Below are 22,765 nucleotides of genomic sequence, written 5' to 3'. Positions count from 1 at the left end.
CCCGAACACGATCCGCGCTGTGAGCAACTCCATACGAGCGCCGCACGCGATACGGCGCTCGACCGGATTATTCGGCGGGCTTCTGCGCGCGGCGCGCGGCCTTCTCCTCCGCCTCGGCGGCATCGAGGGCATTGGCCTCTTCGAGTGTGGGCGCGCTGCCGCCCAGGCGCGCCGGAACCCAGTAGGCGCCGGGCTCGTGGACGTAATCCTTTTGCAGATCGAGGAGCAGTTCCGCCATCGTCGAATGCAGTTCCGCGGTCAGCGCGGACGCGGGCTCATAGGGCTGGATGAGCTTGCCCACCGAGATCGAGATCGGAGTGTTGGTGCGGCCCAGGCGCTTCGGATGCCCCTTGGTCCACACCCGCTGCGCGCCCCAGATCACCATCGGGATGATCGGGACGTTCGCCTCGATGGCCATGCGTGCCGCGCCCGACTTGAATTCCTTCAACTCGAAACTGCGGCTGATGGTCGCCTCGGGATAGACGCCGACCAATTCGCCGGAGCGGAGCCGGTTCACCGCCTCGTGATAGGACTCGGCGCCGGCGGCGCGGTCCACGGGAATGTGCTTGAGGGCCCGCATGATCGGGCCCGAAACGGCGGAATCGAACACTTCCTTCTTGGCCATGAAGCGGATGTAGCGCTTCGGCGTACGCGCGGGCAGGCCGGCGTACGTGAAGTCCATATAGCCGGTGTGATTGATGGCGACGACCGCACCACCGGTCGCCGGGATGTTTTCGTCGCCCTTGACGGTGAACTTCAGGCCCTGCGCAGCGAAGATCGTGCGCGCCAGCCCGATGACGGGGAAGTAGACGGGTTCCACAAGTCCGCTAGCGTAGTCGCTGCCCGCGCGGCATCCAGTGATCCAGGCAACACCTGTCAGCAGCAGTGACGTCTCGACACGAAAGAGGTTCGCCCGAGTGGTAACCGACCGGACAGCATTGCGTGAACACTTCCGCACGGGGCTGCTCGGAAGTCTCCTGATCGCCACGGCCTGCCTCGCAGGCGGCTGCGACCACTCCAAGGTCGGGTTCGAAGGCACCGACTTCTATGCCACCGAGGAACCGGCGGCCACCAGCGCCGGGACCACGCCGGCCACCTCGGCGGAGGTGGCGGCGGTCCTCGGGCAACCGGAGGCGGCGGCCGCGGTCGCGCACTGGGCCACCGACCTGCGCACACACGGGCTGGACGGGATGGCGGACCGCTGCTGGACCATGGCGCCGCGCAATGTGCAGACCATGTACGCCGATCCCGGACCGATCCTGGACGCGCTCTCGCGTGCGGGCACGGCCGACGGCAGCACCGCCACCTGGCAGAACGACGAGGTCACCGTCGTCGCCGAGGACAGCGATATCGCGTCCGGATACGCCTGCCCGCGGGTCTTCCCGTCCGGCACCGAACCCGCCTTCGACGATGCCGACGCGCGGCACACCGTGCGGCGCTTCCTGTCCCGGCTGGCCGGGAAACCGCTCGATCCCGCCGATGTCGAGAGCCGCTATCCGCTGCTGTGCGACAGCTCGGCGCAGGATCGGTATCCGGCCGCCATCGCGGCGTTCGAGGATCAGGCCATCAAGTCCGATTGGCAGCGCGGGGACTCGATCACCGTGTCGGTACCCGTCACCAGCACCACCGGAATCCAGAAGAAACAGACATACACCCTGAAGTCGGGCGCGGAGGGTTACTGCATCGGCGACGTCTCGGGCTAGCCAGTACTCTGGGTGGCTGGTAACGGTCAGGGAGGAAGAAGCTCGTGCAGATCACCAGCGTCGGACACGCCGGATTCCACATCCGCACCACGGCCGGCACGATCCTGTGCGATCCGTGGGTCAATCCGGCTTATTTCGGATCGTGGTTCCCGTTCCCCGACAACACCCAGCTGGATTGGGACGAACTCGGCAACTGCGATTTCCTGTACGTCTCGCATCTGCACCGTGACCACTGGGACGCGAAGCACCTCGCCGACAAGATCAATAAGGACACCACCGTCCTGCTCCCCGACTACCCGGTGCCGGACCTCAAGCGCGAGCTGGAGAAGCTCGGCTTCCACAAGTTCGTGGAGACCGAGGACTCGGTCAAGCACACGGTGACCGGTCCCGGCGGCGACCTCGACATCATGATCATCGCGCTGCGCGCGCCCGCCGACGGACCCATCGGCGACTCCGGACTCGTCGTCTCCGACGGCGAAACCGTCTGCTTCAACATGAACGACGCCCGGCCCGTCGACATGGACGTACTGCACGACTCCTTCGGGCACGTGGACATCCACCTGCTGCAGTACTCCGGCGCCATCTGGTACCCGATGGTCTACGACATCCCCGCCAAGACCAAGGCCAACTTCGGCAAGCAGAAGCGCCAGCGCGGCATGGACCGCTGCCGCTCCTACATCGAACAGGTCGGCGCCACCTGGGTCGTCCCGTCCGCCGGGCCGCCGGTCTTCCTCGACGACGAACTCCGCTACCTCAACGACGACCGCGGCGACGAAGGCAATATCTTCCCCGACCAGATGGTCTTCCTCGAGCAGATGCGCATCCACGGCAACGAGGGCGGACTGCTCATGATCCCCGGCTCCACCGCGGATCTGCGTGGCAAGGAACTGAACTCGCTCACCCACCCGGTCGACCCGGACACCATCTACGGGGACAAGGCCGCCTACATCGAGGCCATGGCCCAGCGCATGGCGCCCGTGCTCGCCGCCGAAAAGGCCACCTGGGCCGAGGAAACCGGGGAGCCGCTGCTGCCCGCGGTGAAGGCCAAGTTCGAGCCCATCATGGCGCAGAGCGACCTCATCTGCGACGGCATCGGCTACGCCGTCGGGCTGGTCATGGGCGACGAGACCGTGGTGCTCGACTTCCCCAAGCGGGTGGTGCGCGAACCCATCGAGGGAGAAGGCAAGTACCGCTACGGATTCCGCATCGACCCGCAGCTGGTGCGCACCGTGCTGCGCGATGACGAACCCGACTGGGTGAACACCATCTTCCTGTCCACCCGCTTCACCACCTGGCGGGTCGGCGGCTACAACGAATTCCTCTACACGTTCTTCAAATGCCTGACCGATGAGCGCATCGCCTACGCCGACGGCTGGTTCAACGAGGCGCACGACGATTCCGCCTCCACCGAACTCGACGGCTGGGAAGTACAGCGACGGTGCCCGCACCTCAAGGCGGATCTGTCGAAATTCGGTGTGGTGGAGGGCAATACCCTCACCTGCAATCTGCACGGCTGGCAGTGGGATCTGGAATCCGGGCGGTGCAAGACGTCCAAGGGCCACGAATTGCGGTCGCGGAAACTCGAAGCGCAGTCCTGACAACGGTTCCGGCCGGCGCCGCGAGGGCACCGGCCGGGAATCGAGCCTGCGGGTTGTTCAGCCCTGGACCTCTGAATCCTTCAGCTCACGAGTGAGGCGCGAAGACCAGGGACACCAGATCAGGCCCGGCAGGAACGCGCCGCCCGCCTCGTCGAGATAGTCCTCGACATATTCGATGCTCGCGTCGCACACCTCGATCGCCATGGTGAAGAACGAAATGGTGTCCGGGTCCAGCGAGTAATCCCAGCCGGGGTTGTACGGCGCCTTCCGCTTCCGGATCCTGCCCATAACATGGGTCGACATCGTCTCGTCACCGGACAGAATGCGACGTGCTTCGTCGATGCGCTGCTGGTTGTTCAGCTGGAAAACGAATTCTTTGCCGGAATAGTCGGTGAATGCGAAGTAGGCCATGATGTTTCCCTCGCTTGCGCGGATGGGTGGATAGAGCCTTGCCATTCGATGGTAAGCCCGACAAACCGCGCAGAATGCCGAAAGGGATTGTGCGGCAATAGATTTAGAGAACCGCCCCGTTTGTCCGCGGATTCGAGGGCCTAGCGGTTCGTTTTGTCCGAATTATCAAGTCACGCACCGCCATTGCGCCGCGCGCCACCGGAGCCACGACGCGTCCGTCCGGATCGATCAAGACCCCCGACGGAGTTCCCCGCACCCGATACCGCAATGCCGCCTCATTTCCCTGCTGCACCAGCACCGGAATCTCCCCCAGCCCCTGCTCCCGAGCCCACACCGCATGCTCGTCCACATCGCCGTTACCCAGCACCGCGACGGTCAGCACATCCGCGGTCCTGGCCTGCCAGCGCGGCAACTCCCGCGCCAGCGCCGCGCACATCTCACACGCCGGATGCACGAAGACCAGCAGCAGCGACTTGCCCGGCAACAGCAACTCGTCCAAACCGGCCCGGCCACCGGCCGTGTTCGACACCTCGAACTCCGGCGCCACCGCACCCACCGGCAAACCCTCGCCGCCCAGCGTCGACAACACCTGCTCATCCAACCGCCGCCGCAGCATCCGCACCTCACCCCACAGCGACACCAGCATCGCGCCGAATCCCGCCGCCACCGCCATCGCCACCGCCCGATCCAGCGACAGCACTCCCGGAACCTGCGGATCCGCCAGCGTCGCAACGACAGTCGACCCCGCCAGCACGATCAGCAGCACATTGCGCACCACCGTCCCGCGGCCGATCGGCGCCGAACTGGACGCCCCGAAACACGAGCACGACGGCCGCTTCCCCTGCCGCAGCAACCGCACCACCGCGCCCGTGAACATGCCCAGCAGCAGAATCGCCACCAGCGCCGCGGCCGCGGCCGTCCACGGCGGCAGCAACGCCACCGCCACCAGCGCCTCCACCCCCGGCAACCCCCACGCCACCGCCGGCACCCATGAAATCGGAATCCCGAACTCCCCCACCGCCTTCCGGGTCCCCACCCCATCGGCGAACTTCCCCCAAGCCGAGAGCCCGAACACGACGGCAAGTACCAGACGCGCGCACCACACCCCGTAGTCGATAGCCATGACCGCACCATTGCACACTCATATGGACAGCGAATTACGAATCCCTCGAACGACTTTCGATACCGAACAGCCGGTTGGTTCCACTTACCGGGAACCCACCGGTCAAGCGCGTGCACGGGCAGCCGCTGCCACCGCGACGCGATTCGGCGGCCGGATGGCCGTATTCCGAAACGACACGGCGGGAGCCGCGCGTTCGAGACTGGACGGTAGTCGGCAGAATCGGGCGGTGATGGTGCGGCGATGGCTGGGGCTGGGGTTCGGGGGGTCCATCGGTGCTGCCGTGGCCACACAGGCCCGGATCAACGGAGAACTGGGCGAGAAACTCGGGGACGGCATCGCCGCCGCCACCATCAGCTTCGGCTCCGGACTACTGCTGCTCGCCGTCCTCTACGCGGCGAGCGGACGACTGCGCGGCGGGATCGGACAGGTGCGAGCCGCCGTCGCCGCAGGCCAACTCTCCTGGTGGCAGCTGCTGGGCGGCCTGTCCGGCGCGTATTTCGTCGCCTGCCAAGGGCTTACCGTCGCCACCATCGGGGTCACCGCATTCACGGTCGCGGCCGTGGCAGGACAGCTGGTCAGCAGCTTGATCGTCGATCGTATGGGACTCGGCCCCGGCGGGCGGACGCCAATCACCGGGTGGCGGATCGGCGGCGCCCTACTCGGACTCGCGGCCGTCCTGCTGGCCGTGCTCGGCCGCAGCGGCAATTCGACCGGATCCCATGGCGGGTCGACGGTGATACTCATCGTGCTGCCGCTCGTGGCCGGCATATTGGTGGCGTGGCAGCAGGCAGTGAACGGCCGAGTCGGAGCGATCGGCGGCCCACTCTCGGCAACACTGGCGAACTTCGCCACGGGCACGGCGGCCCTGGTGCTCATCGAGGCGGCAGTCCTGGCCCGGCGCGAACACCTACCCCACTTCCCCACCGCTCCATGGCTGTATCTCGGTGGCCTGATCGGAATCTCGTTCGTCTGGCTGGCCGTCCTGGTGGTGCGGTGGATCGGCGTACTGCTGCTCGGGCTGAGTTCCGTAGCGGGACAACTCCTTGCCTCGGTGGTCCTCGACACGATCGCCCCGACCGGCACCGGACTGTCCGCCGCGGCCGTGACCGGCTGCGGCCTGACCTTCGTCGCCGTCGCCCTCGCCACCCGCTCACGCAACTGAACCCTGTTGCGCGGACCCCCTCCGGCAGTCGGCGATCGGGCCGGAACGGGCCTGCGCGGCGGCAGCCGAGCACGGGATCGGCTACGCCGCCAACAGGATCGGGGTGCCCGGCACCGCCACTGCCCGATCCATCCTGCCGCCGGGCGACCTCGGCGGCGTGATCACGACCGCACGACCGTCATCCCCTCCAGATCGCCGATAAGGCACCGGCGAGCAGCAGCGGCACGCCGAGCAGCGCGACCACGACCGATATCGGGAGCCAGGCCGACACCACGGCCACGAAGGCGAACACCAGCAGGGCGATCACCTCGGTGACGAAACCCGAGACCGAGGTGATCGTGGCGCGAGCCGGACCCTCGATCGCGTCCTGGAGACGGGCCGACGCGAGAACATCGGCGTCGAAGTCGATGCCGTAGGCGATGCCGACGCAGGAAAAGCCCACGGCCGTCAGGACGTACATCGCGGCCGGGTAATGGGCGGCCAGGCCGGCCAGTAGCGAACCGCCGATGAACAGGACGCCGGCGACGCACAGGGCCGCCGCCATCGTGCGCGGCCGGATGCCTTCCGTGCGGCCCGCCAGTGCGGCGCCGGCGAGCGCGCCCACCATGGTCAGACCGACGAGTACCGCTGCCAGGGACGGGCCGGCACCCGCATGACCTGCCAGCAATGCGAAGTACTCATCGAAGGCCGTGACGCCGTTCAGCAGCGCCACCAGGATCACCCCGCGGCGAATCACGCGGACCCGCAGCGCTTCCCGAACACCGGCCCGCAGCATCCCCGCATACCGCGCCGCACCGGACACTGCGGACTGTGGCGAGACAGGCTGCGGCACGGCGACTTTCGGGGGTGAATCGTCATCGATCGACGCGGGAGGTGCGGTACCGGGCCCCGGAGTCCGGTCACCGGCCGACGAGATCGGCGGCAGGTCTGCGACGGTAGCGGCTCCGGCCCCGGACGTCGCCGATCGCGACGCGGCCTCGAAAGCCCCGGATCGCGGCGCGGCCTCGGAAGTTCCGGATCGCGGCGCGGGCGTGTGTGGTTCGTCCTCCAGGCTGTCGACTGCCGCAGCGGCTACCGCCTTCGGTGCGCTCGGCAGGGTCGAGGCGGAGGCCGTGTGCAGGCCGGCGATGGCGATGCTGGACCAGGAGACGAGGGGGTAGCCACCCCAGGCGTAGAGCGGGGCGGCCGCGAGAATGCCGAGGAGGGCGGCGGATTCGGAGGCGGCACGGAGGTAGCCGAGGAGCCGGGGGTAGCGGTCGGTTGCCGATCGGGCTGCCAGGCCGTCGTAGATCAGGGCTTCGAAGGTGCCGGAGCGGAGGGACGTCGACGCACCCCAGAGGACGAAGCCCAGGGCGAAACCGGGGAACGAGGGGAAGACGGTCCAGACGGTGAAGCCGGCGGTCAACAGGACACCCGAGAGGATCAGCAACACCCGGCGGGAGACCGTGTCAGCCCAGGGGCCGGTCGGGATCTCCAGGAGGAAGGTGGTCGCCGACCAGATGGCCAGCAGGGCCGAGATCCGGGCGGTGCTCAGGCCGTGCGCCGCGAAGAGCAGGGCGTACAGGGCGTAGAGCGGGATCAGGTCCGCGGTGAAAGCGAACAGGAGGGTGCGGGCGGTCAGGCCGCGCACCGAGCGGGAAGATCAACAGTTGTAGGTCAGGAGACGCATGTGATCAATTCTGCGCGCCCGCGGGACCACCGTCGAGAGGATTGTCGAGGGGAATCCAGCCATTGGTGTTCGGTTCGTGGTCGGCGATGGCGGCGCCCACCAGGCCGTGGCGTTCGTTCAGGTCGTTGATGAGTTCGGCCACCGGGTGCGAGTCGCTGTAGTGGTAGCCCTGAGCCAGCGCGAAACCCAGTTCGGTGAGGACCGCGGCCTGGTATTCGGTTTCGACGCCCTCGGCGATCACCTGTAGGTCGAGGGACTTGCTCAGGGCCGCAATCACACCCAGCAGCGGGGGCGCGGGGGAATCGGAGCGGATGGCGGCCACGAAGGACTGATCGACCTTCAGGATGTCCGAAGGCAGGGTGGCCAGGCGGCTCAGCGAGGAGTAGCCGGTGCCGAAATCGTCGATGGCGATACGAACGCCACGCTCGCGCAGCTTGTGCAGGTTCGCGATGGCGGTATCGGATTCGGCGGCCAGTTCGCTCTCCGTCACCTCCAGCACCAACTGGTCGGCGGGCCAGCCCGTTTCGCTGAGGATGCCGGAAACCCGGTCCGCGTACTCGGTTTCGGCCAGTTCCAGGCCCGAGACGTTCACGTTCAGGGTCAGGTCGAGTTGCGCGAAAGTCTCCTGCAGGCGGGCGGCATCCGCGCACGCGCGGCGCAACACCAGCTCGTCCAGATCCGAGATGAGGTCGTACTCCTCCGCGACCCGGATCAGGCCCTCCGTCGTCACCTCCGGCTGCGCGTGAGAAGACCAGCGCAGCAATGCCTCCACACCCACCGCGCGGGTCGCGCCGTCCGACAGCGACACGATCGGCTGGTACTGCACGTCCAGGGTGCCGCGGTCGATGGCCTCGCGCAGTTCCACCGCCAGCGGCAGCTGCCGCGACGACTCCAGCACGGTGCGATTGCGGCCCGCCTGCTTCGCCCGGTACAGGCCGACATCCGCACGACTCACCAGCAGTGATCCGGATTCGCCCGGCTGCCAAGAGGTCACGCCCGCCGAGCAACCGGTGGTCACCGCGGCCCGCAACTGCTCGGTCAGCAGAATCGCGGCCTGCTCGGTGGTGCCCGGCAGCAGCAACGCGAACGCGTCACCGCCGTACCGGGCCAGACGCTGGTCCGGCGCAAGCAGTTTCGACCAGGTGTCCGCCACCCGCTGCAGGACCGCGTCACCGGCCCGATGGCCGAGATGGTCATTGATCTTCTGGAAGCGGTCCAGGTCCACCAGCACCAGCGCCAGCCCCTGATCCGAGCGAGTGGCATGCGCGATCGCATTGTTCAACGCGCGATCGAAACCACGGCGATTCAACAGACCCGTCAGCACATCGATATCGGCATCCGACGCCATCCGCGTCAAAATGCCCACCACGATGCCGATCCCGAACGTGATACCCGCCGGAATCAGACCCGACCACCACGGCAGCCCCCGCGACGGCACCACCCACAAACAGCAGGCGATCGCGAACGCCAGATGCGCGCCCAGCCACCGCCACGAGAAGAAGATGGCCGCATCACAGGCCACGAACACATAGAACGCCGCCAGGCTGATCGCGCCCACCGTATTCGGAAACCAGTGCACCGCAATGGTCACCAGCACGGTCGCCGCCGCCACATACCCGTGATGCACGGAATGCGGCAGCCGCGGACCCCAGATCAGCAGACTCAATCCCAGCAGCAGCGCGACCAGCGCCGCCACCCCGACCAGCGGCCGATTGCCCTCATCACCCGGAGCGACGGCAGTGAGTATGAGACCCAGCACCCCGCCCATGACGTAGAACGCCCCGGTGGTCCGAGCCATGACCATTGCTGTCGCCAGCGCCGATGCCGCCCGCACCCGCGTTCGGGTATCGCCGCGAGACCCGATTCCTCGCACGGGCACCAGCCTAAACAAAAGGTTTGCCGACGGTAGACACAACCGCCGGAAATGACCGCACCGAGCGCGAACGATCGGTTAACACATGGATTCCGAAGCTCAGCGCGGCGTGAGGACGTCGGTTCCGACGAACGGCACCAGCGCCGCCGGCACCCGCACCGAACCGTCGGCCTGCTGATGGTTCTCCAGAATCGCGACGATCCAGCGTGTGGTGGCCAGCGTGCCGTTCAACGTGGCCGCGGTCTGCGGCTTGTTGTTCTCGTCCCGGTAGCGGACATTCAAGCGCCGCGCCTGGAACGTGGTGCAGTTCGACGTCGACGTGAGTTCGCGGTAGGTCTGCTGGGTCGGAACCCATGCTTCACAGTCGAACTTCCGGGCCGCCGACGAACCGAGATCACCCGCCGCCACATCGATCACGCGATACGGCACCTCGACCGCGGCGAGCATGTCCCGCTCCCACGCCAGCAGGCGCTGATGCTCGGCATCCGCGTCCTCCGGGCGGGTGTAGACGAACATCTCCACCTTGTCGAACTGATGCACGCGAATGATGCCGCGGGTGTCCTTGCCGTAGCTGCCCGCCTCCCGGCGGAAACACGACGACCAGCCCGCATACCGCTTGGCGCCGTTGCTCAGATCCAGGATCTCGCCCGAGTGATAGCCCGCCAGCGGCACTTCCGAGGTGCCGACCAGATACAGGTCGTCCTCCTCGAGGTGATAGATCTCCGCCGCGTGCTGACCCAGGAAACCCGTGCCCGCCATGATCTCCGGGCGCACCAGCACCGGCGGGATCATCATGGTGAAGCCGTTGGCCATCGCCTTCTGCGCGGCCAGCTGCAGCATGCCGAGCTGCAGCATGGCGCCGTAACCGGTGAGGAAGTAGAACCGCGAACCCGACACCTTCGCGCCGCGCTCCATGTCCAGGATGCCGAGACCCTCACCCAATTCCAGGTGATCCTTCGGCTGGAAATCGAATTCGCGCGGCGTGCCGACGGTCTCGAGCACGATGTAGTCGTCCTCGCCACCGGCGGGGGCGCCCTCCTGCACCACGTTCGACAGGGCGCGCTGCGCGGCGTCGAGGTCGGCATTGCCGGCGTTCTCGGCGGCCTCCGCCTCCTTCACCTTCGCCGACAGCTCCTGGCCCTGCGCCAGCAGCAGCGGGCGCTCCTCCGGGGAAGCCTTGCCGACCTTCTTGCCGAGAGCCTTCTGCTCGGCGCGCAGCGTATCCGCCGTCGCGACCGCGGCGCGACGAGCCGCATCCGCCTCGAGCAGGGCATCCACCAGGGCCGGGTCCTCGCCGCGAGCACGCTGCGACGCACGGACCACATCCGGGTTTTCCCGCAGGAATCGAAGGTCGATCATAAGAGCAAGCCTATCGGCTGTGTTTAATTTGCCCTCCACTGCGTTCCGGGCGGGGTTCGCGGCCCTAAGTCTCGATTCTTCCCTCCCTCCGCTCCTCCGCTTCGCTCCCCCGCTCCACTCAGTCCAGAATCGAGCCGGCCGCGAACCATGACAGTTTTTTGGCCGGATCCCGCTAATCCTCGACTGGCTCCTCGAGGCCAGGCCATAGTGATGGGCAGCTGCCGTGGTGAAGTCCGAGGAGTCCCCATGCCCCAATACATGCCGAGCACAGCCGATTTCGTCGTCGTGGGAGCGGGGTCCGCGGGAGCGGCGGTGGCCGCGAGACTGACCGAACGGCCCCGGACCAGCGTCGTTCTGTTCGAGGCCGGCGGCGAGGACAAGGACAAGTTCGCGCACATTCCGGCCGGATTCAACCAGTTGTTCGAGGGCGCCAACGACTGGAACTACCGCACCGAACCGCAGCCCGCGCTGGCCGGGCGGCGGATCTACTGGCCACGCGGCAAGATGCTCGGCGGCTCCTCCTCGATGAACGCCATGATGTGGGTGCGCGGATTCGCCGCCGACTACGACGAATGGGCCATGCACGCCGGGCCCGGCTGGTCCTACGAGAACGTGCTGCCGTACTTCGAGCGCATGGCGACCGTGGAGGGCGGCAGCGAACCCGGCGAGGGCACCGAAGGGCCGCTGCATATTTCCAAGCAGCGCAGCCCGCGGGCGCTGACCCGGGACTTCCTGCAGGCGGTCACCGAGGCCGGTTATACGGTCGAACGCGCGAATACCGAACGGCCGCAAGGGTTCACCGAGACCATGGTGACGCAGAAGCGCGGGGCCCGATGGAGTACGGCGGACGCCTATCTGCGGCCCGCGTTGCAGCGGCACCGGGATCTGACGGTGGTGACCGACGCGCATGTCACGCGGGTGGTCTTCGACGGGAACCGGGCGGTCGGCGTCGAATACCGGATCGGCGACGAAACCAAGATCATGTACACCAAGCGCGAGGTCATCCTCTCCGCCGGCGCCATCAACACCCCGCAACTGCTCATGCTCTCCGGCATCGGGCACGGCGAAGACCTGCGGGAACTGGGAATCCCGGTGCTGCACCACAATCCGGCCGTCGGCCGCCGGCTGCGCGACCACCTCGCCGCGCCCATCGTCTACCGCACCCGCGGCGGCAGCCTCTACGGCGCCGACAAGAACCTCCTCGAACTCGGCAACTACCTGCTGCTGCGACGCGGGCAACTCACCTCGAACATCGGTGAGGCCTACGGCTTCGCGCACAGCAAGGCGCAGGCCGGCGAGGATCTCGGACTGCCCGACCTGGAACTGATCTTCGCGCCCGCCCCCTACATCGGCGAGGGCCTCGCCGAACCCGACGGGCACGCCATCACCCTCGCGGCCGTGCTGCTGAAACCCGAATCGACCGGACTCGTCGCCCTCACCTCCCCCGATCCCTTCACCCCGCCGCGCATCGAACCGCGCTACTGCACCGAAGCCGCAGACCGCGAAGCCCTGCTCGCCGGCCTGCAACTGTGCGTGAACATCGCGAATCAGCCTGCGCTCAAAGGACATATCGGCGACATCATGCAACCGCCCGTCCCCGCCGACACCCCGATGGAAGAGGTCCTGCGCCGCTGCCTCGAGGACCACTCGCACACCCTCTACCACCCGGTCGGCACCTGCCGCATGACCTCCGATGACAGTGGCGTCGTAGACCCCGAACTCCGCGTCCGCGGCGTCGAAGGACTCCGCATCGTCGACACCTCGGTCATGCCGGTCATCACCCGCGGCCACACCCACGCCCCCGCGGTCCTGATCGGAGAGAAAGCAGCCGACCTGATCGCGCCCTAGGGGGTGCGAAGCTGATCAGTTCGTGGCGAGGGCTTGATCGCGCTGCAATGATGGGACGCGATGTCAGACGAACAGTTGCCTCCGCCTCCGTTCTCGCAGCCCGGTCCCGGCATGCCCGGCGGGCCTCGCGGCCGCGCCCGGAAAAAGGGCGGCGGGCCGCTGGGACCCCTGCGCAATCTGCGCGGGAAGCTCGACTCCGACGGTCCGCTGTCGGCGCCGACCCTGCGCTGGGGACTGCTCGCGGTCGCCGTCGGCGCCGTGGTGGCCGCGCTCATCACACTGCTCATCTCCGGCTTCGACTCCGGGCGAGTCGAAGCGCACACACCGGGCGGCACGCAGCCCACCGGCGCGGTCGCGGGCGCGGCGTTCGGCACGGCCCGGCAGGGCGACTGCCTCAACTGGTCCAAGCCCAACGCCAGCGACCTGAGCAAGGTGGACTGCGGCGGCAAGCATCTGTTCGAAGTCACCGCCGATGTCGACCTGAGCAAGTACCCGGGCAAGGAATTCGGGCCCGGCTCGCGCTTCCCCGACTCGCTGCGCTTCTCCGAACTGCGAGATGAGCACTGCGTCAGCGCCGCCCAGGTCTACCTCGGCGGAAAGCTCGACCCGCGCGGCAAATTCGCGGTCGGCCTGATCAACCCGGGCGAGGCCGGCTGGAAGGCCGGCGAACGCACCCTGCGCTGCGGCCTGCAGGTCGCCGGCAGTCAGGGCGTCGCCACCCGGCCCATCACCGGCAGCGTGCGCGACAGCAACCAGTCCAAGGTCTACGACGTCGGCACCTGCATCGGCATCAAGGGCAACCTGCCCACCGACCCGGTCGACTGCACCCAGCCGCACGCCTACGAGATCGTGTCCACCGTCGACCTCGGCAAGCAGTTCCAGGGCGGCCCGCCGTCCAAGGACGACCAGGACAAGTTCATGGAAGACCAGTGCGGCAAGGACGCCGGCGACTACCTCGGCGCCCCCGACGCACTGCGCAACAAGACCCTGACCCTGTTCTGGGACTTCCTCGACGCGCGCAGCTGGCTGGCCGGCAGCCGCAGCCTCAACTGCATGGTCGGCAAGGGCGCGGACCAGGACGGGTTCGCCAGCATCACCGGCACCGCCCGCGGCGACATCCAGATCGACGGGCAGGCGCCGGTGCCGCCGCCCAACAACGGCCGCTACACGCCGCCGCCACTGCCGGGCGCCGCCCCGCCCGTCATCCCGCCGTCGCGGTAGGGGCGGGACCATGCCGGTCCACCTGTCCGACGAGCGCTTCGAAGAGCTCGTCGGGGACGCGCTCGACCTGATTCCGAAGGAATTGGCCGAGGCCATCGACAATGTCGTGGTGCTCATCGAGCCGCGCAATGCCGAGGATCCGCATCTGCTCGGGCTGTATCACGGGATTGCGCTCACCAACCGGGACTTCTCCCATTACGGGGGCGCGCTACCGGACACGATCACCATCTATCGCGAAACCATCCTGGAGATGTGTCACAGCGAAGAAGAAGTGGTCGAAGAGGTGGCAATCACAGTGATTCATGAGATAGCTCACTATTTCGGGATTGACGACGACCGCCTGCATCAGTTGGGATGGGGCTGACGCGTCAGCTGGGAACCGATCAGCAAACCTCTGCGTCCAATCTTCATAACCGGGGGAGAAACCAACTCTCGGAGCTCTCAGGGGCAGCCCCTGAAACCCCGCCGGGGCTGGGAAGTTGAACGTCGAAGGGAGTCCCATCATGGTCGGTCACGTTCTCGTGCAGCCCGAGGTCGTCCTCGCGGCGGCGCTCGAGCTGGACCTGCTGGCCGAGCGGCTGACGGCCGCTTCGACTTTCAGCGGACCCACCACGCATGTGATCCCTTCCGGCACCGAAGAAGTCTCGTTTCTAGCCGCCGCCCACTTCAATCAGGCCGCGCTGACCCATGATCGGGCCGTTGCGCAGGGCATTCTCGAACTGCACCACGCGGCCGCGACGCTGCGCATGCAACTCGCGCAGTACCTCGCGCAGGACGCCTTGCGCGCCGCAGGTATCGACGCCATCCAGGTGTAGAGGGGAGATACACGCATGACACTGGGGATCACCGGGGTGTTCTGGCTGCCCCGCATGGCCGAACTGAACTCCGTCACGCTGAACGCGGGCGCGCACGCCATCCCGATCTCGGCGGCCGGCACCTCGTGGGGCGTGCTCACCGCCGCATGGGTGGATGCCACCACGACCGTCGCCCGGGTAATGGCCGAGGTGGGGGTGGGTCTACAGGGGTTGAACGGGCTCAATGTGCTGGCCCGGCTGGGTGGATTCACCGTGTGGGCCGAGCAGCAGGCCGTAATGGCGGGTGTGATGGCCGGCAAGGCATCAGCAAACGTCATTGCGTACACCGTCGCCTCCATCGCCATGCCCAGCCTGCCCGAGATCGCCGCGGTCGAAGCCGCGCGGGTCGCGGCCTACTCCAGCGGTGGCGCGCTCAACGGCAGCGCCGAAGCGGCCGAGGCCGCCAAGCTGGCCCTCGACATCAGGGCCGCGCTGGTCATGGAAACCTACGAGGCCGCAACCACTCTCATGGTCACCACGCCCGGCACCTTCCTCATGCCGCCGCCCATCGCACTCGGCGCGGGCTCGGCGAACGGCGGGTCCGACGCCTCCAATGCCGGCGACCCGGTGCAGGCGGCCCTGGCGGCCGCGGCGGCGCTCGCGCAGAACCCGGCCGTGACCAGCGCGGTCTCGCAGGCCGCGCAGGTGGCGGGTTCGGTGGTCACCACCGGCGCCAGTAGCGTGGGAAATGTTGCGGGCAGCGCGATCTCGGCCGTCACCCAGCTGACCCAGGTCGCGGCGGGCGGTGGGCATCCGGCGCCGATGATCGCCGAGGGCGGCCTGGCCGCCGCGGGTGTGGGCGGGGCCGCGCTCAGCACGCAGGCCGTGTCCTTCGGCGGCGGGCTCGGCAGTCTCGGGACCGTGAACATCGGAAACGGCGGCGGCACTCTGAAACTCCCCGAGGGCTGGGGTTCCGGGCTCGGATCCGGCGGCGCACCGGCTCCGGCCGCGGCGGTCGCACCGGTCGCGGAACCCGTTGCGGTCGCACCGAATACGTCCGCGTCCACCTCCGGGCCCGTGCGGTCGGGCAACCCACTGCTCGGCAGCCAGGGCGACGAGGAGGACGACACGCGCCACGGGCACGACTACGGGCGTTCGGTCGAGCATTTCGCCGACGGGCGGGCGCTCGCGCCCTCCGTCATCGGCGGCGATCCCCCGGGCGACCGGTGACCGTACTCGGCACCGGCCGCGGGCCGTCGCTGCTGGGCGCGGTCACGCTGTCCCTCGACGAAATGCAGTGCCTGCTGGAGACATCGGAGATCGACGAGCTGCCCGTGGTGCTGAATGCCATGGGCCGCTACGACAATGCCGGCGAACACGATGCCGCCCTGCGCGCCGCCGCCGGAACCCTGACCGAACGCGGCCTCCTCGACGAGGGGAGGGTGCATCCCGAACTGGCCGAGCGGCTGCGCGTGCTGAACCGGCCGCACTGGGTGGTCGCCCTGCGCTGGTATGTGCACGGCCAGGTCAACCGCCTCTGCCTCGCCAAGGGCGACGACCTCGAAGTGATCGCGTTGCGCGGCCCGGACTCGTACGTGCTGGACACGGCCGGCCACGACCTCCCCGGCACCGTCATGGCGGCCATCGGCACCGCCGACCCCCTCGAACTGACCGGCATGAACGCGCCCACCGAAGAACTGGCCCCCCTCTTCGACGACGCCGGCGATGTCACGACCACCGCGAAAAACCTTGCCCGCGTCGGCAACCCCGACCGCGACGCGGCCACCCTGGCCTCGGCCCTGATCCAGGTGGACGCCCACGCCGAGATCACCGGCATCCGCTACGGCGACGCCAGCCGCGACGTGACCGACAATCACCTCGCCGTCTTCGACACCCGCCACGGCCGCTTCCTGGCCACCACCAGCCGCGCCGACGACGGCACCAAGTGGACCTCCCTCTCCACCGGCACGCCCGCCCGCCTCCGCACCGCCCTCCAGGACCTCATCGCATCCCTACCGCTCCGCTCAGACTTCCCGGCAACCCCACCCCACGACTGACGAATCACTGCCTGTCGCCGAGCACGGCGGAAAGCCGCGGCCGGTGGTCAGCCCATGGGGTCGTCGCCGGTGGGGGCGATGGCGCCGGTGAAGGGGGCCGGGTAGCGGCCCCAGCGGAGGCAGTCCCAGGTGCCGTCGGGGCCGGGGACGAGTTCGATGGTTTCGGTGTTGTCGAGGTGGTTGTTGGCGGCGAAGAGGCGTGGGACGCCGGTCAATTCGCGGGAGACCAGGCGCATGGCGGCGCCGTGGCTGACCAGGATGACGTCGGGTGCGCCGGGGGTGGTGAGGAATTCGTCGCGCAGGCGGTGCAGGGTGGGGATGTAGCGGTCGAGAACCTCGAGGCCCGATTCGCCGCCGGGGACGCGGGCGGCCAGATCACCGAAATGCCAGGCGTGGTAGACGTTCTGGAAGGTTTCGTGCGCGGCCCTGGTGTTGAGGCCCTCCAGCTCGCCCAGCTGCACCTCTTCCAGGCCGGGAAGCACTTCCAGGCCGACACCGGTGGCCTCCTCGATGTAGCCGCCGGTCTGTCTGGCGCGCAGGGCCTCCGAGGAGAACAGGCGCTGCGGTGCGGTGTCCAGGTTCGCGCCGAACGATTTCGCTTGCGCCACACCGCGTTCGGTCAGTGGCAGGCCCGGCAGCCGGGTGTCGAGGATCTTCCCGACATTGCCCTCCGTCTCGCCGTGCCGTACCAGGATGAGTTTGCCGGTCACAGGTCGGCTACTCCCTTCTTCAAATCCGCCAGCCAGTCCGCCGCGGGTTCGTCGGGCGGCGGCGGGGTGCCCGTCGCCGCCGTGGCCGGCCAGGATCCGAGGTAACGGATCCGGGCGGCGGTGCGGTGCAGGGCCTTCAAGGCCTCGGCCACCGCGGTGTCGTCGATATGTCCGACGCAGTCCAGGTAGAAGCGGTAGGTGCCCATGCCCGTCCGGGTCGGGCGGGATTCGATGCGGGTGAGATCGATACCGCGGGTAGCGAATTCGGCGAACGCCCGCATCAGCGAACCCGGCTCGTTGGCCAGTTCCAGCACGATGGAGGTGCGGTCGGCGCCCGTGCGTGGCGGCGCCGGTTGCGGCGGCGCGACCAGCACGAAACGGGTGACCGCCTGATCGACATCGGCGACGCCGTCCGCCAGCGAGGGCAAGCCGAGGCGCGCGCCGGCCAGGGCCGTGGAGACCGCGGCGTCCGCGTGCCCGGCCGCGACATCCTCGGCGGCGGCGGCATTGGAGGCGGAGGTGTACATCTCGGCCTGGGGCAGCCGCCGCGCCAGCCACAGCCGCACCTGCGCGGCGGCCACCGGATAGGCGGCCACCGTCCGCACGTCGGCGAGTTCGATGCCGGGCCGGCCGAGGATCGTGAAGGCCACGTCCAGATCGGTCTCGGCGATGATCTGCAGGCGCGGACCGACCGCCAGCGCGTCCAGGGTGGGTGCGATCGAGCCCTCCACGGAGCTTTCGATCGGGACCACCGCGCCCTCCACCTGGGCGGCCCGGACCAGCTCGATGGTCGCGCCCTGGCTCGGGGCCGGGACACGCTCGACCGGTCCACCGAAGACTCCGGCGGATTCGAGTTTTGCGAGGGCCATCTCCGTAAAGGTTCCCGACGGCCCGAAGTAGGCGATGCGCGGCACGGTTACGACATTACTTGCGTGCGCCGGATCACCTTGTCCTTTGTGTGACTGAGCGGTAAACGCTTCCCAGACGGGGCGAGTTATGCATCGAAGACGCGGAGCGACCGGGTGATCGCGTCCGGATCCGCGGATTCGATGGCGAGCAGGACCTCGTGCAGGGCATCGATCGCGGGTTGTCCGAGACCGGTGAGGAAGGCGATGTCCGGGCCGGCCAGGGCGGCGCGGATGTCCTCGCCCATGAGGGCGGCGACGGTCGCGGCGACGATGCCGATCGCCCGGTCGCCGGAATCGGTGCGGGCGATGAAGCCGGTGTCGCCGTGGGCGATTCGGACCAGGAATTCCGAGACGGTCCCGTCGTCGGCGGTCAGCTCCAGGATTTCCGCGGTGCCGGGATCCGCGCTGATGGGGCGCACCAGGCCCGCCGTGAGGGCGCGCTGTTCGGACCTGATGGGCACGGACAGCTGCATGAGGACCGGTTCGGGCGCGGGGGCGGAATCGTGCGGCACGGGTTTCACCGTATGTGAGTGGCAGGGTTGCGCGAGATCACACCGTCACTTAGCTTAGGTTTACCTAATTCCCCTTGGAGGTGTGTATGCAAGAAGCGGCCCCGCTCGTCGCACCCAATACCGCCGAACGCGTGCACAGCGCCTGCGCCCACGCCGAGAGCGCACAACTCGCACTACCCGGCCTCGACCCGGCACCCACCTCCGTGCACTTCCTGCGGCAGTGCGGCGACATCGTCATCGCCGTACCCATGCACTCCGCCGCCGCGGGACTCGTCGACGGCTGCGGCGCACAGGGCTCCCCCGCCGTCCTCGAACTCACCGACCACGCACCCCTCCCCCTGCGCGAACCCGTCCGCGCCCTGGTGTGGCTGCGCGGCTGGGTGCACGCCGTACCCCGGCACGCCCAGCGGGCACTCGCCACCGCCGTCGCCGAGGACCACCCGCACCCCGCGCTGCTCGACGTCGGGCACACCTCGACCCTGCTGCGGCTGGTCATCGACTCGGCCGTGGTCGCCGACAACTCCGGCGCCGACTCCGTCTGCCGCGACCAGCTGCGCGGCGCCCGGCCCGACCCGTTCGTCGCGCTCGAAGGCGCCTGGCTGCAGCACCTGCACGCCGACCACGCCGATGTCATCGACCGGCTGGCGCGGCGACTGCCGCCGACCATGCGGCGCGGCGCGCTCATCCACCCGCTCGCCATCGACCGCTACGGCGTCACCCTGCGCGTCGAAGCCGTCGACGCCGACCACGATGTCCGGATCCCGTTTCCCTGCCCGGCCGACGACATCGAATCGCTGAGCCGCGCGGTACAGGCCTTGGCGCGCAATCCCTTCCGCGGCGGACTCGAACGCATCTGAGCACGCACCCCGGCGCGCCGGGCCGCGGACTCGGCAGACACGCGAACCGGTCAGCTGATCGAACCTGTGCAGCACATAGTGCCGCGGCTGCGGGACCGGATCAGGTCGCGCGCCTAGATTGGCTGCCATGTGTGCGGCTGCAGAGTCCGGTCCCGTGTGGCCGAAACCCGAATCGTCCGAGCCGGAACGGCGGGGCATCCGGTTCGAGATCGCGGTGGTGCTGGTCGTCACCTTCGGGCTGAGCGGGGCCAGTGCGGCACTGTCGCTGCTGGAGAGCGCGCTCTCGCCCGGGGGCGTGGGCGGGCAGACGGTCGCATTGAATCCGTCGCGGGCCGCGCAATCCACCATCGACCTGTTCTTCCAGTTGCTGAGTGTGGCGCGGCTGCTGGGGTGGGCGGCACTGGGCCTGTACCTGTTGTGGCGCAGCGGGATCGCGCCGCACGCCATCGGGCTGGTGCGGCGGCTGCGGTGGCAGGCCGATGTGCTGCCGGGGCTGGTGCTCGCGGCGGTCATCGGAATCCCCGGGCTGGGGCTGTATCTCGTGGCGCATGCACTGGGCGTGAGCGTGACCATCGTGCCCAGTTCGCTCGAACACTGGTGGCGACTACCGGTCCTGGTGTTGTCGGCGTGGGCCAATGCGGCCGCCGAGGAAGTGCTGGTGGTCGGCTATCTGATCACGCGGTTGCGGGCGCTGGGCTGGTCCGAGAATCGGTCGCTGCTGGCGTCGGCGCTGCTGCGCGGCAGCTATCACCTCTACCAGGGGCTCGGCGGGGGTGTCGGAAACCTGGTGATGGGGCTGATCTTCGGGCGGTACTGGCAGCACACCAATCGTTTGTGGCCGCTGCTGCTGGCACACGCGATCATCGATTCGGTGGCCTACATCGGGTACACCTTCCTGCATGGACACGTCTCCTGGCTGCCGTGATACCGGTCTCCTACCGGGCCGTGATGCGATCGGAATGAACCACTCCGCCGCTCGGATAAGTACAGTTTCCAGTGATGAACGGCGATGACCCGCGGCACGAGGCACGGCTGCGCCGGGAGCCGCCGCCGGACCGGGCAGGCGAGCCCCCGGCGGCCCGAGCTAACCCCGGGCGACCGAATCCCCCAGCGCGCGGCCAGGACCCCGAACCGGACTGGTTCGACCGCGACGGGCAAGCCGGCATCGAACCGACCAGCATCATTCACCGCAAGGACCACACCCCCGAACTCGCCTGGTCCCGCGAACCCGAACCCTGGGAGCAGGGCGGCGGCCCCCGCCGCCCCGACCGCCCCCGCAAGCCCCTCCCGCCGCAAGGAAACCCGCAGGCCGATCGGCCACCCCTCGGCAACAGACCGCCCCCGCAAGCCAATCCGGGCCCCGGCGGAAACCGCGGCCTCGCACCGGGCAATGCGAGACTCGGCGGCAACGGAGGTCCCGCACGGGGCATGCCAGGGCCCGCGCAGGGTGATCCGCCGGACGGCAATCGAGGCCCCGCGCGCGGTAACGCGGCGGGCGCGTATCCGGGCGCCACACAGCACAATCCGATGGACGGCAATCGAGGTCCCGCACAGGGTGATCCGGCAGGCGGCAACAGGGGTCTCGTGCAAGGCAATCCGGCGGGCGGGAATCGCGGCCCGGCGCAGGGTAATCCGGCCGGCGGGAATCGCGGCCCGGCGCAGGATAATCCGGCCGGCGGGAATCGCGGCCCCGCGCAGGGTAATCCGGCCGGCGGGAATCGCGGCCCGGCGTATGGGAGTCCGGCGGCAGGAGATCGGGTGCCGCCGAATGCCACCCGGCGGTACGCGGCCGGCGAGTACACGCCCGAAGGGCCCGGGCAGCGGCCCGGGGGGAATCAGGGTGCGGCGCCGCCATTGTCGCCGCCGCCGCGGACCAAGCGGGCGCGGCCGGCGCGGGAGCCGCGGCCGCGGCGCAGGTGGCGGTTCCGGTGGGGGCGGATATTGCTCGCTCTGGTGCTGTTCGTTCTGATTCTGCCGATCGGGGCGGGGATCTATGTGGACACGCATCTGACGCGGACCGATGCGCTGGCCGACTACCCGGGGCGGATCGGCGACACGCCCGGGACGAATTGGCTTCTGGTGGGTTCGGACAGCCGGACCGGGCTCACCGCCGCACAGGAAAAACAGCTGTCCACCGGTGATGCGTCCGACGTGGAAGGGGCGCGGACCGACACCATCATCCTGGTGCATATTCCGAAGTCGGGACGGCCGACCTTGGTGAGCCTGCCGCGCGATTCGTATGTGAGCATTCCCGGCAACGGTACGGACAAGCTGAATGCGGCCTTCGCCATCGGCGGCGCGAATCTGCTGGTACAGACCGTCGAAGGCGCGACCGGACTGCATATCGATCACTACGCGGAAATCGGATTCGGCGGATTCGCGAATGTCGTCGATGCGGTCGGCGGTATCGATATGTGCCTGGACCAACCCATGAACGATCCGCTGGCCGGTATCAACCTGTCCGCGGGATGCCAGAAACTCAATGGCGCCGAGGCTCTGGGATTCGTGCGATCACGCGCCACTCCGCTCGCGGATCTGGATCGTATGCAGAATCAGCGCAAGTTCCTGAATGCGCTGCTGAAGAAGTCGACCAGCCCGTGGACGCTCATCGATCCGTTCCGTTTCTGGCCACTGCTGACCGGGGCCACGAACGCGCTGCAGGTGGACAAGGGCGCGCACGTCTGGAATCTCGCGACACTGGGCCGGGCACTGGACAGTAACCCCGTGGCGACCACGGTGCCGGTGGGCGGTTTCGAGGACACCGCGAGCGGAAACGTGCTGCTCTGGGACAAGGACAAGGCCTCCAGGTTCTTCGACGCACTCGCCAAGGATCAACAGGTACCCGCCGATCTGGTGACCACCGTCGGCACCTAGCTAAAATTAGGCAATACTTGCCTCATTTAGGCTGCACTCAATAAGGCTGCACTTGGATGACACGCGTTTTGACCAGGGCTAATGTC

General features: G+C 68.4%; 21 protein-coding genes. 12 read left to right on the top strand and 9 right to left on the bottom strand.

The window, feature by feature from the left end:
• Nucleotides 1-67: 67 nt before the first annotated feature.
• Nucleotides 68-820, bottom strand: a complete 753-nt coding sequence (locus tag ACIP5Y_RS32945) for a lysophospholipid acyltransferase family protein (protein ID WP_400356124.1) — start codon at nucleotides 818-820, stop codon at nucleotides 68-70.
• Nucleotides 821-917: 97 nt separating this feature from the next.
• Here ACIP5Y_RS32945 and ACIP5Y_RS32940 point away from each other — a divergent pair, with 97 nt between their 5' ends.
• Both ACIP5Y_RS32940 and ACIP5Y_RS32935 read left to right on the top strand, forming a co-directional pair.
• Nucleotides 918-1,703 (top strand): hypothetical protein, encoded by a 786-nt coding sequence (locus ACIP5Y_RS32940; protein ID WP_400356122.1) that lies wholly within the window; start codon nucleotides 918-920, stop codon nucleotides 1,701-1,703.
• Nucleotides 1,704-1,747: 44 nt separating this feature from the next.
• Nucleotides 1,748-3,301, top strand: a complete 1,554-nt coding sequence (locus tag ACIP5Y_RS32935) for a Rieske 2Fe-2S domain-containing protein (RefSeq protein WP_400356120.1) — start codon at nucleotides 1,748-1,750, stop codon at nucleotides 3,299-3,301.
• 57 nt (nucleotides 3,302-3,358) lie between these two features.
• Here the strand turns inward: ACIP5Y_RS32935 and ACIP5Y_RS32930 are convergent, their stop codons facing one another.
• Both ACIP5Y_RS32930 and ACIP5Y_RS32925 read right to left on the bottom strand, forming a co-directional pair.
• Complete coding sequence (locus tag ACIP5Y_RS32930; protein WP_400356118.1) at nucleotides 3,359-3,712, bottom strand: calmodulin; 354 nt, start codon at nucleotides 3,710-3,712, stop codon at nucleotides 3,359-3,361.
• Nucleotides 3,713-3,815: 103 nt separating this feature from the next.
• The gene (locus ACIP5Y_RS32925) at nucleotides 3,816-4,835 is read right to left on the bottom strand and encodes a MauE/DoxX family redox-associated membrane protein (protein ID WP_400356117.1); all 1,020 of its coding nucleotides are present in this window, start codon (nucleotides 4,833-4,835) and stop codon (nucleotides 3,816-3,818) included.
• Nucleotides 4,836-5,064: 229 nt separating this feature from the next.
• On the opposite strand from ACIP5Y_RS32925, the gene ACIP5Y_RS32920 reads away from it, so the two are divergent.
• Nucleotides 5,065-5,997 (top strand): DMT family transporter, encoded by a 933-nt coding sequence (locus ACIP5Y_RS32920; protein ID WP_400356919.1) that lies wholly within the window; start codon nucleotides 5,065-5,067, stop codon nucleotides 5,995-5,997.
• A 178-nt stretch (nucleotides 5,998-6,175) separates the two neighbouring features.
• Here the strand turns inward: ACIP5Y_RS32920 and ACIP5Y_RS32915 are convergent, their stop codons facing one another.
• From ACIP5Y_RS32915 to serS, 3 genes are all read right to left on the bottom strand, one after another.
• The gene (locus ACIP5Y_RS32915; RefSeq protein WP_400356116.1) at nucleotides 6,176-7,627 is read right to left on the bottom strand and encodes an MFS transporter; all 1,452 of its coding nucleotides are present in this window, start codon (nucleotides 7,625-7,627) and stop codon (nucleotides 6,176-6,178) included.
• 43 nt (nucleotides 7,628-7,670) lie between these two features.
• Entirely contained in the window at nucleotides 7,671-9,539 is a 1,869-nt protein-coding gene (locus ACIP5Y_RS32910) for a putative bifunctional diguanylate cyclase/phosphodiesterase (RefSeq protein WP_400356114.1), read from the bottom strand.
• A 99-nt stretch (nucleotides 9,540-9,638) separates the two neighbouring features.
• The gene (serS, locus tag ACIP5Y_RS32905; protein ID WP_400356112.1) at nucleotides 9,639-10,898 is read right to left on the bottom strand and encodes a serine--tRNA ligase; all 1,260 of its coding nucleotides are present in this window, start codon (nucleotides 10,896-10,898) and stop codon (nucleotides 9,639-9,641) included.
• A gap of 246 nt (nucleotides 10,899-11,144) precedes the next feature.
• Here serS and ACIP5Y_RS32900 point away from each other — a divergent pair, with 246 nt between their 5' ends.
• From ACIP5Y_RS32900 to ACIP5Y_RS32875, 6 genes are all read left to right on the top strand, one after another.
• Nucleotides 11,145-12,746, top strand: a complete 1,602-nt coding sequence (locus ACIP5Y_RS32900) for a GMC family oxidoreductase (protein WP_400356110.1) — start codon at nucleotides 11,145-11,147, stop codon at nucleotides 12,744-12,746.
• Between the two features lie 60 nt (nucleotides 12,747-12,806).
• The gene (locus ACIP5Y_RS32895) at nucleotides 12,807-13,967 is read left to right on the top strand and encodes a septum formation family protein (RefSeq protein ID WP_400356108.1); all 1,161 of its coding nucleotides are present in this window, start codon (nucleotides 12,807-12,809) and stop codon (nucleotides 13,965-13,967) included.
• A gap of 10 nt (nucleotides 13,968-13,977) precedes the next feature.
• Nucleotides 13,978-14,331: a metallopeptidase family protein gene (locus ACIP5Y_RS32890; protein WP_400356106.1), complete on the top strand. Its 354-nt coding sequence runs from the start codon at nucleotides 13,978-13,980 to the stop codon at nucleotides 14,329-14,331.
• 139 nt (nucleotides 14,332-14,470) lie between these two features.
• Nucleotides 14,471-14,782, top strand: coding sequence for a PE family protein (locus tag ACIP5Y_RS32885; RefSeq protein ID WP_397008099.1), 312 nt, complete (start codon nucleotides 14,471-14,473; stop codon nucleotides 14,780-14,782).
• A gap of 15 nt (nucleotides 14,783-14,797) precedes the next feature.
• Nucleotides 14,798-15,991 (top strand): PPE domain-containing protein, encoded by a 1,194-nt coding sequence (locus ACIP5Y_RS32880; RefSeq protein ID WP_400356104.1) that lies wholly within the window; start codon nucleotides 14,798-14,800, stop codon nucleotides 15,989-15,991.
• Nucleotides 15,988-16,818 (top strand): ESX secretion-associated protein EspG, encoded by an 831-nt coding sequence (locus ACIP5Y_RS32875; RefSeq protein WP_400356102.1) that lies wholly within the window; start codon nucleotides 15,988-15,990, stop codon nucleotides 16,816-16,818. Before ACIP5Y_RS32880 ends, ACIP5Y_RS32875 begins: the two co-directional genes overlap by 4 nt.
• 47 nt (nucleotides 16,819-16,865) lie before the next feature.
• On the opposite strand, the gene ACIP5Y_RS32870 is transcribed toward ACIP5Y_RS32875, so the two are convergent.
• The 3 genes from ACIP5Y_RS32870 to ACIP5Y_RS32860 form a co-directional block, all read right to left on the bottom strand.
• Entirely contained in the window at nucleotides 16,866-17,528 is a 663-nt protein-coding gene (locus tag ACIP5Y_RS32870) for a histidine phosphatase family protein (protein WP_400356100.1), read from the bottom strand.
• Nucleotides 17,525-18,442 carry a prephenate dehydratase gene (gene pheA / locus ACIP5Y_RS32865; protein ID WP_400356098.1) on the bottom strand — a complete coding sequence of 306 codons (918 nt, stop codon included), beginning with the start codon at nucleotides 18,440-18,442 and terminating at the stop codon, nucleotides 17,525-17,527. Before pheA ends, ACIP5Y_RS32870 begins: the two co-directional genes overlap by 4 nt.
• Before the next feature lie 80 nt (nucleotides 18,443-18,522).
• The gene (locus ACIP5Y_RS32860; RefSeq protein WP_400356096.1) at nucleotides 18,523-18,948 is read right to left on the bottom strand and encodes a hypothetical protein; all 426 of its coding nucleotides are present in this window, start codon (nucleotides 18,946-18,948) and stop codon (nucleotides 18,523-18,525) included.
• Nucleotides 18,949-19,034: 86 nt separating this feature from the next.
• Between ACIP5Y_RS32860 and ACIP5Y_RS32855 the strand changes: the two genes are divergently transcribed.
• The 3 genes from ACIP5Y_RS32855 (at nucleotide 19,035) to ACIP5Y_RS32845 (ending at nucleotide 22,679) form a co-directional block, all read left to right on the top strand.
• A complete protein-coding gene (locus ACIP5Y_RS32855) occupies nucleotides 19,035-19,805 on the top strand; it encodes a DUF2470 domain-containing protein (protein ID WP_400356094.1) in 771 nt (256 codons plus the stop codon).
• A gap of 127 nt (nucleotides 19,806-19,932) precedes the next feature.
• Nucleotides 19,933-20,730: a CPBP family intramembrane glutamic endopeptidase gene (locus ACIP5Y_RS32850; protein WP_400356092.1), complete on the top strand. Its 798-nt coding sequence runs from the start codon at nucleotides 19,933-19,935 to the stop codon at nucleotides 20,728-20,730.
• Between the two features lie 74 nt (nucleotides 20,731-20,804).
• The gene (locus ACIP5Y_RS32845; RefSeq protein WP_400356091.1) at nucleotides 20,805-22,679 is read left to right on the top strand and encodes an LCP family protein; all 1,875 of its coding nucleotides are present in this window, start codon (nucleotides 20,805-20,807) and stop codon (nucleotides 22,677-22,679) included.
• Nucleotides 22,680-22,765 lie beyond the last annotated feature (86 nt).

This window comes from Nocardia sp. NPDC088792 (genome assembly GCF_044750615.1).
In the GTDB taxonomy this organism is placed as follows: domain Bacteria; phylum Actinomycetota; class Actinomycetes; order Mycobacteriales; family Mycobacteriaceae; genus Nocardia.
The sequence above is the reverse complement of the archived record's forward strand: the minus strand, read 5'-3'. Positions and strand labels throughout refer to the sequence as shown.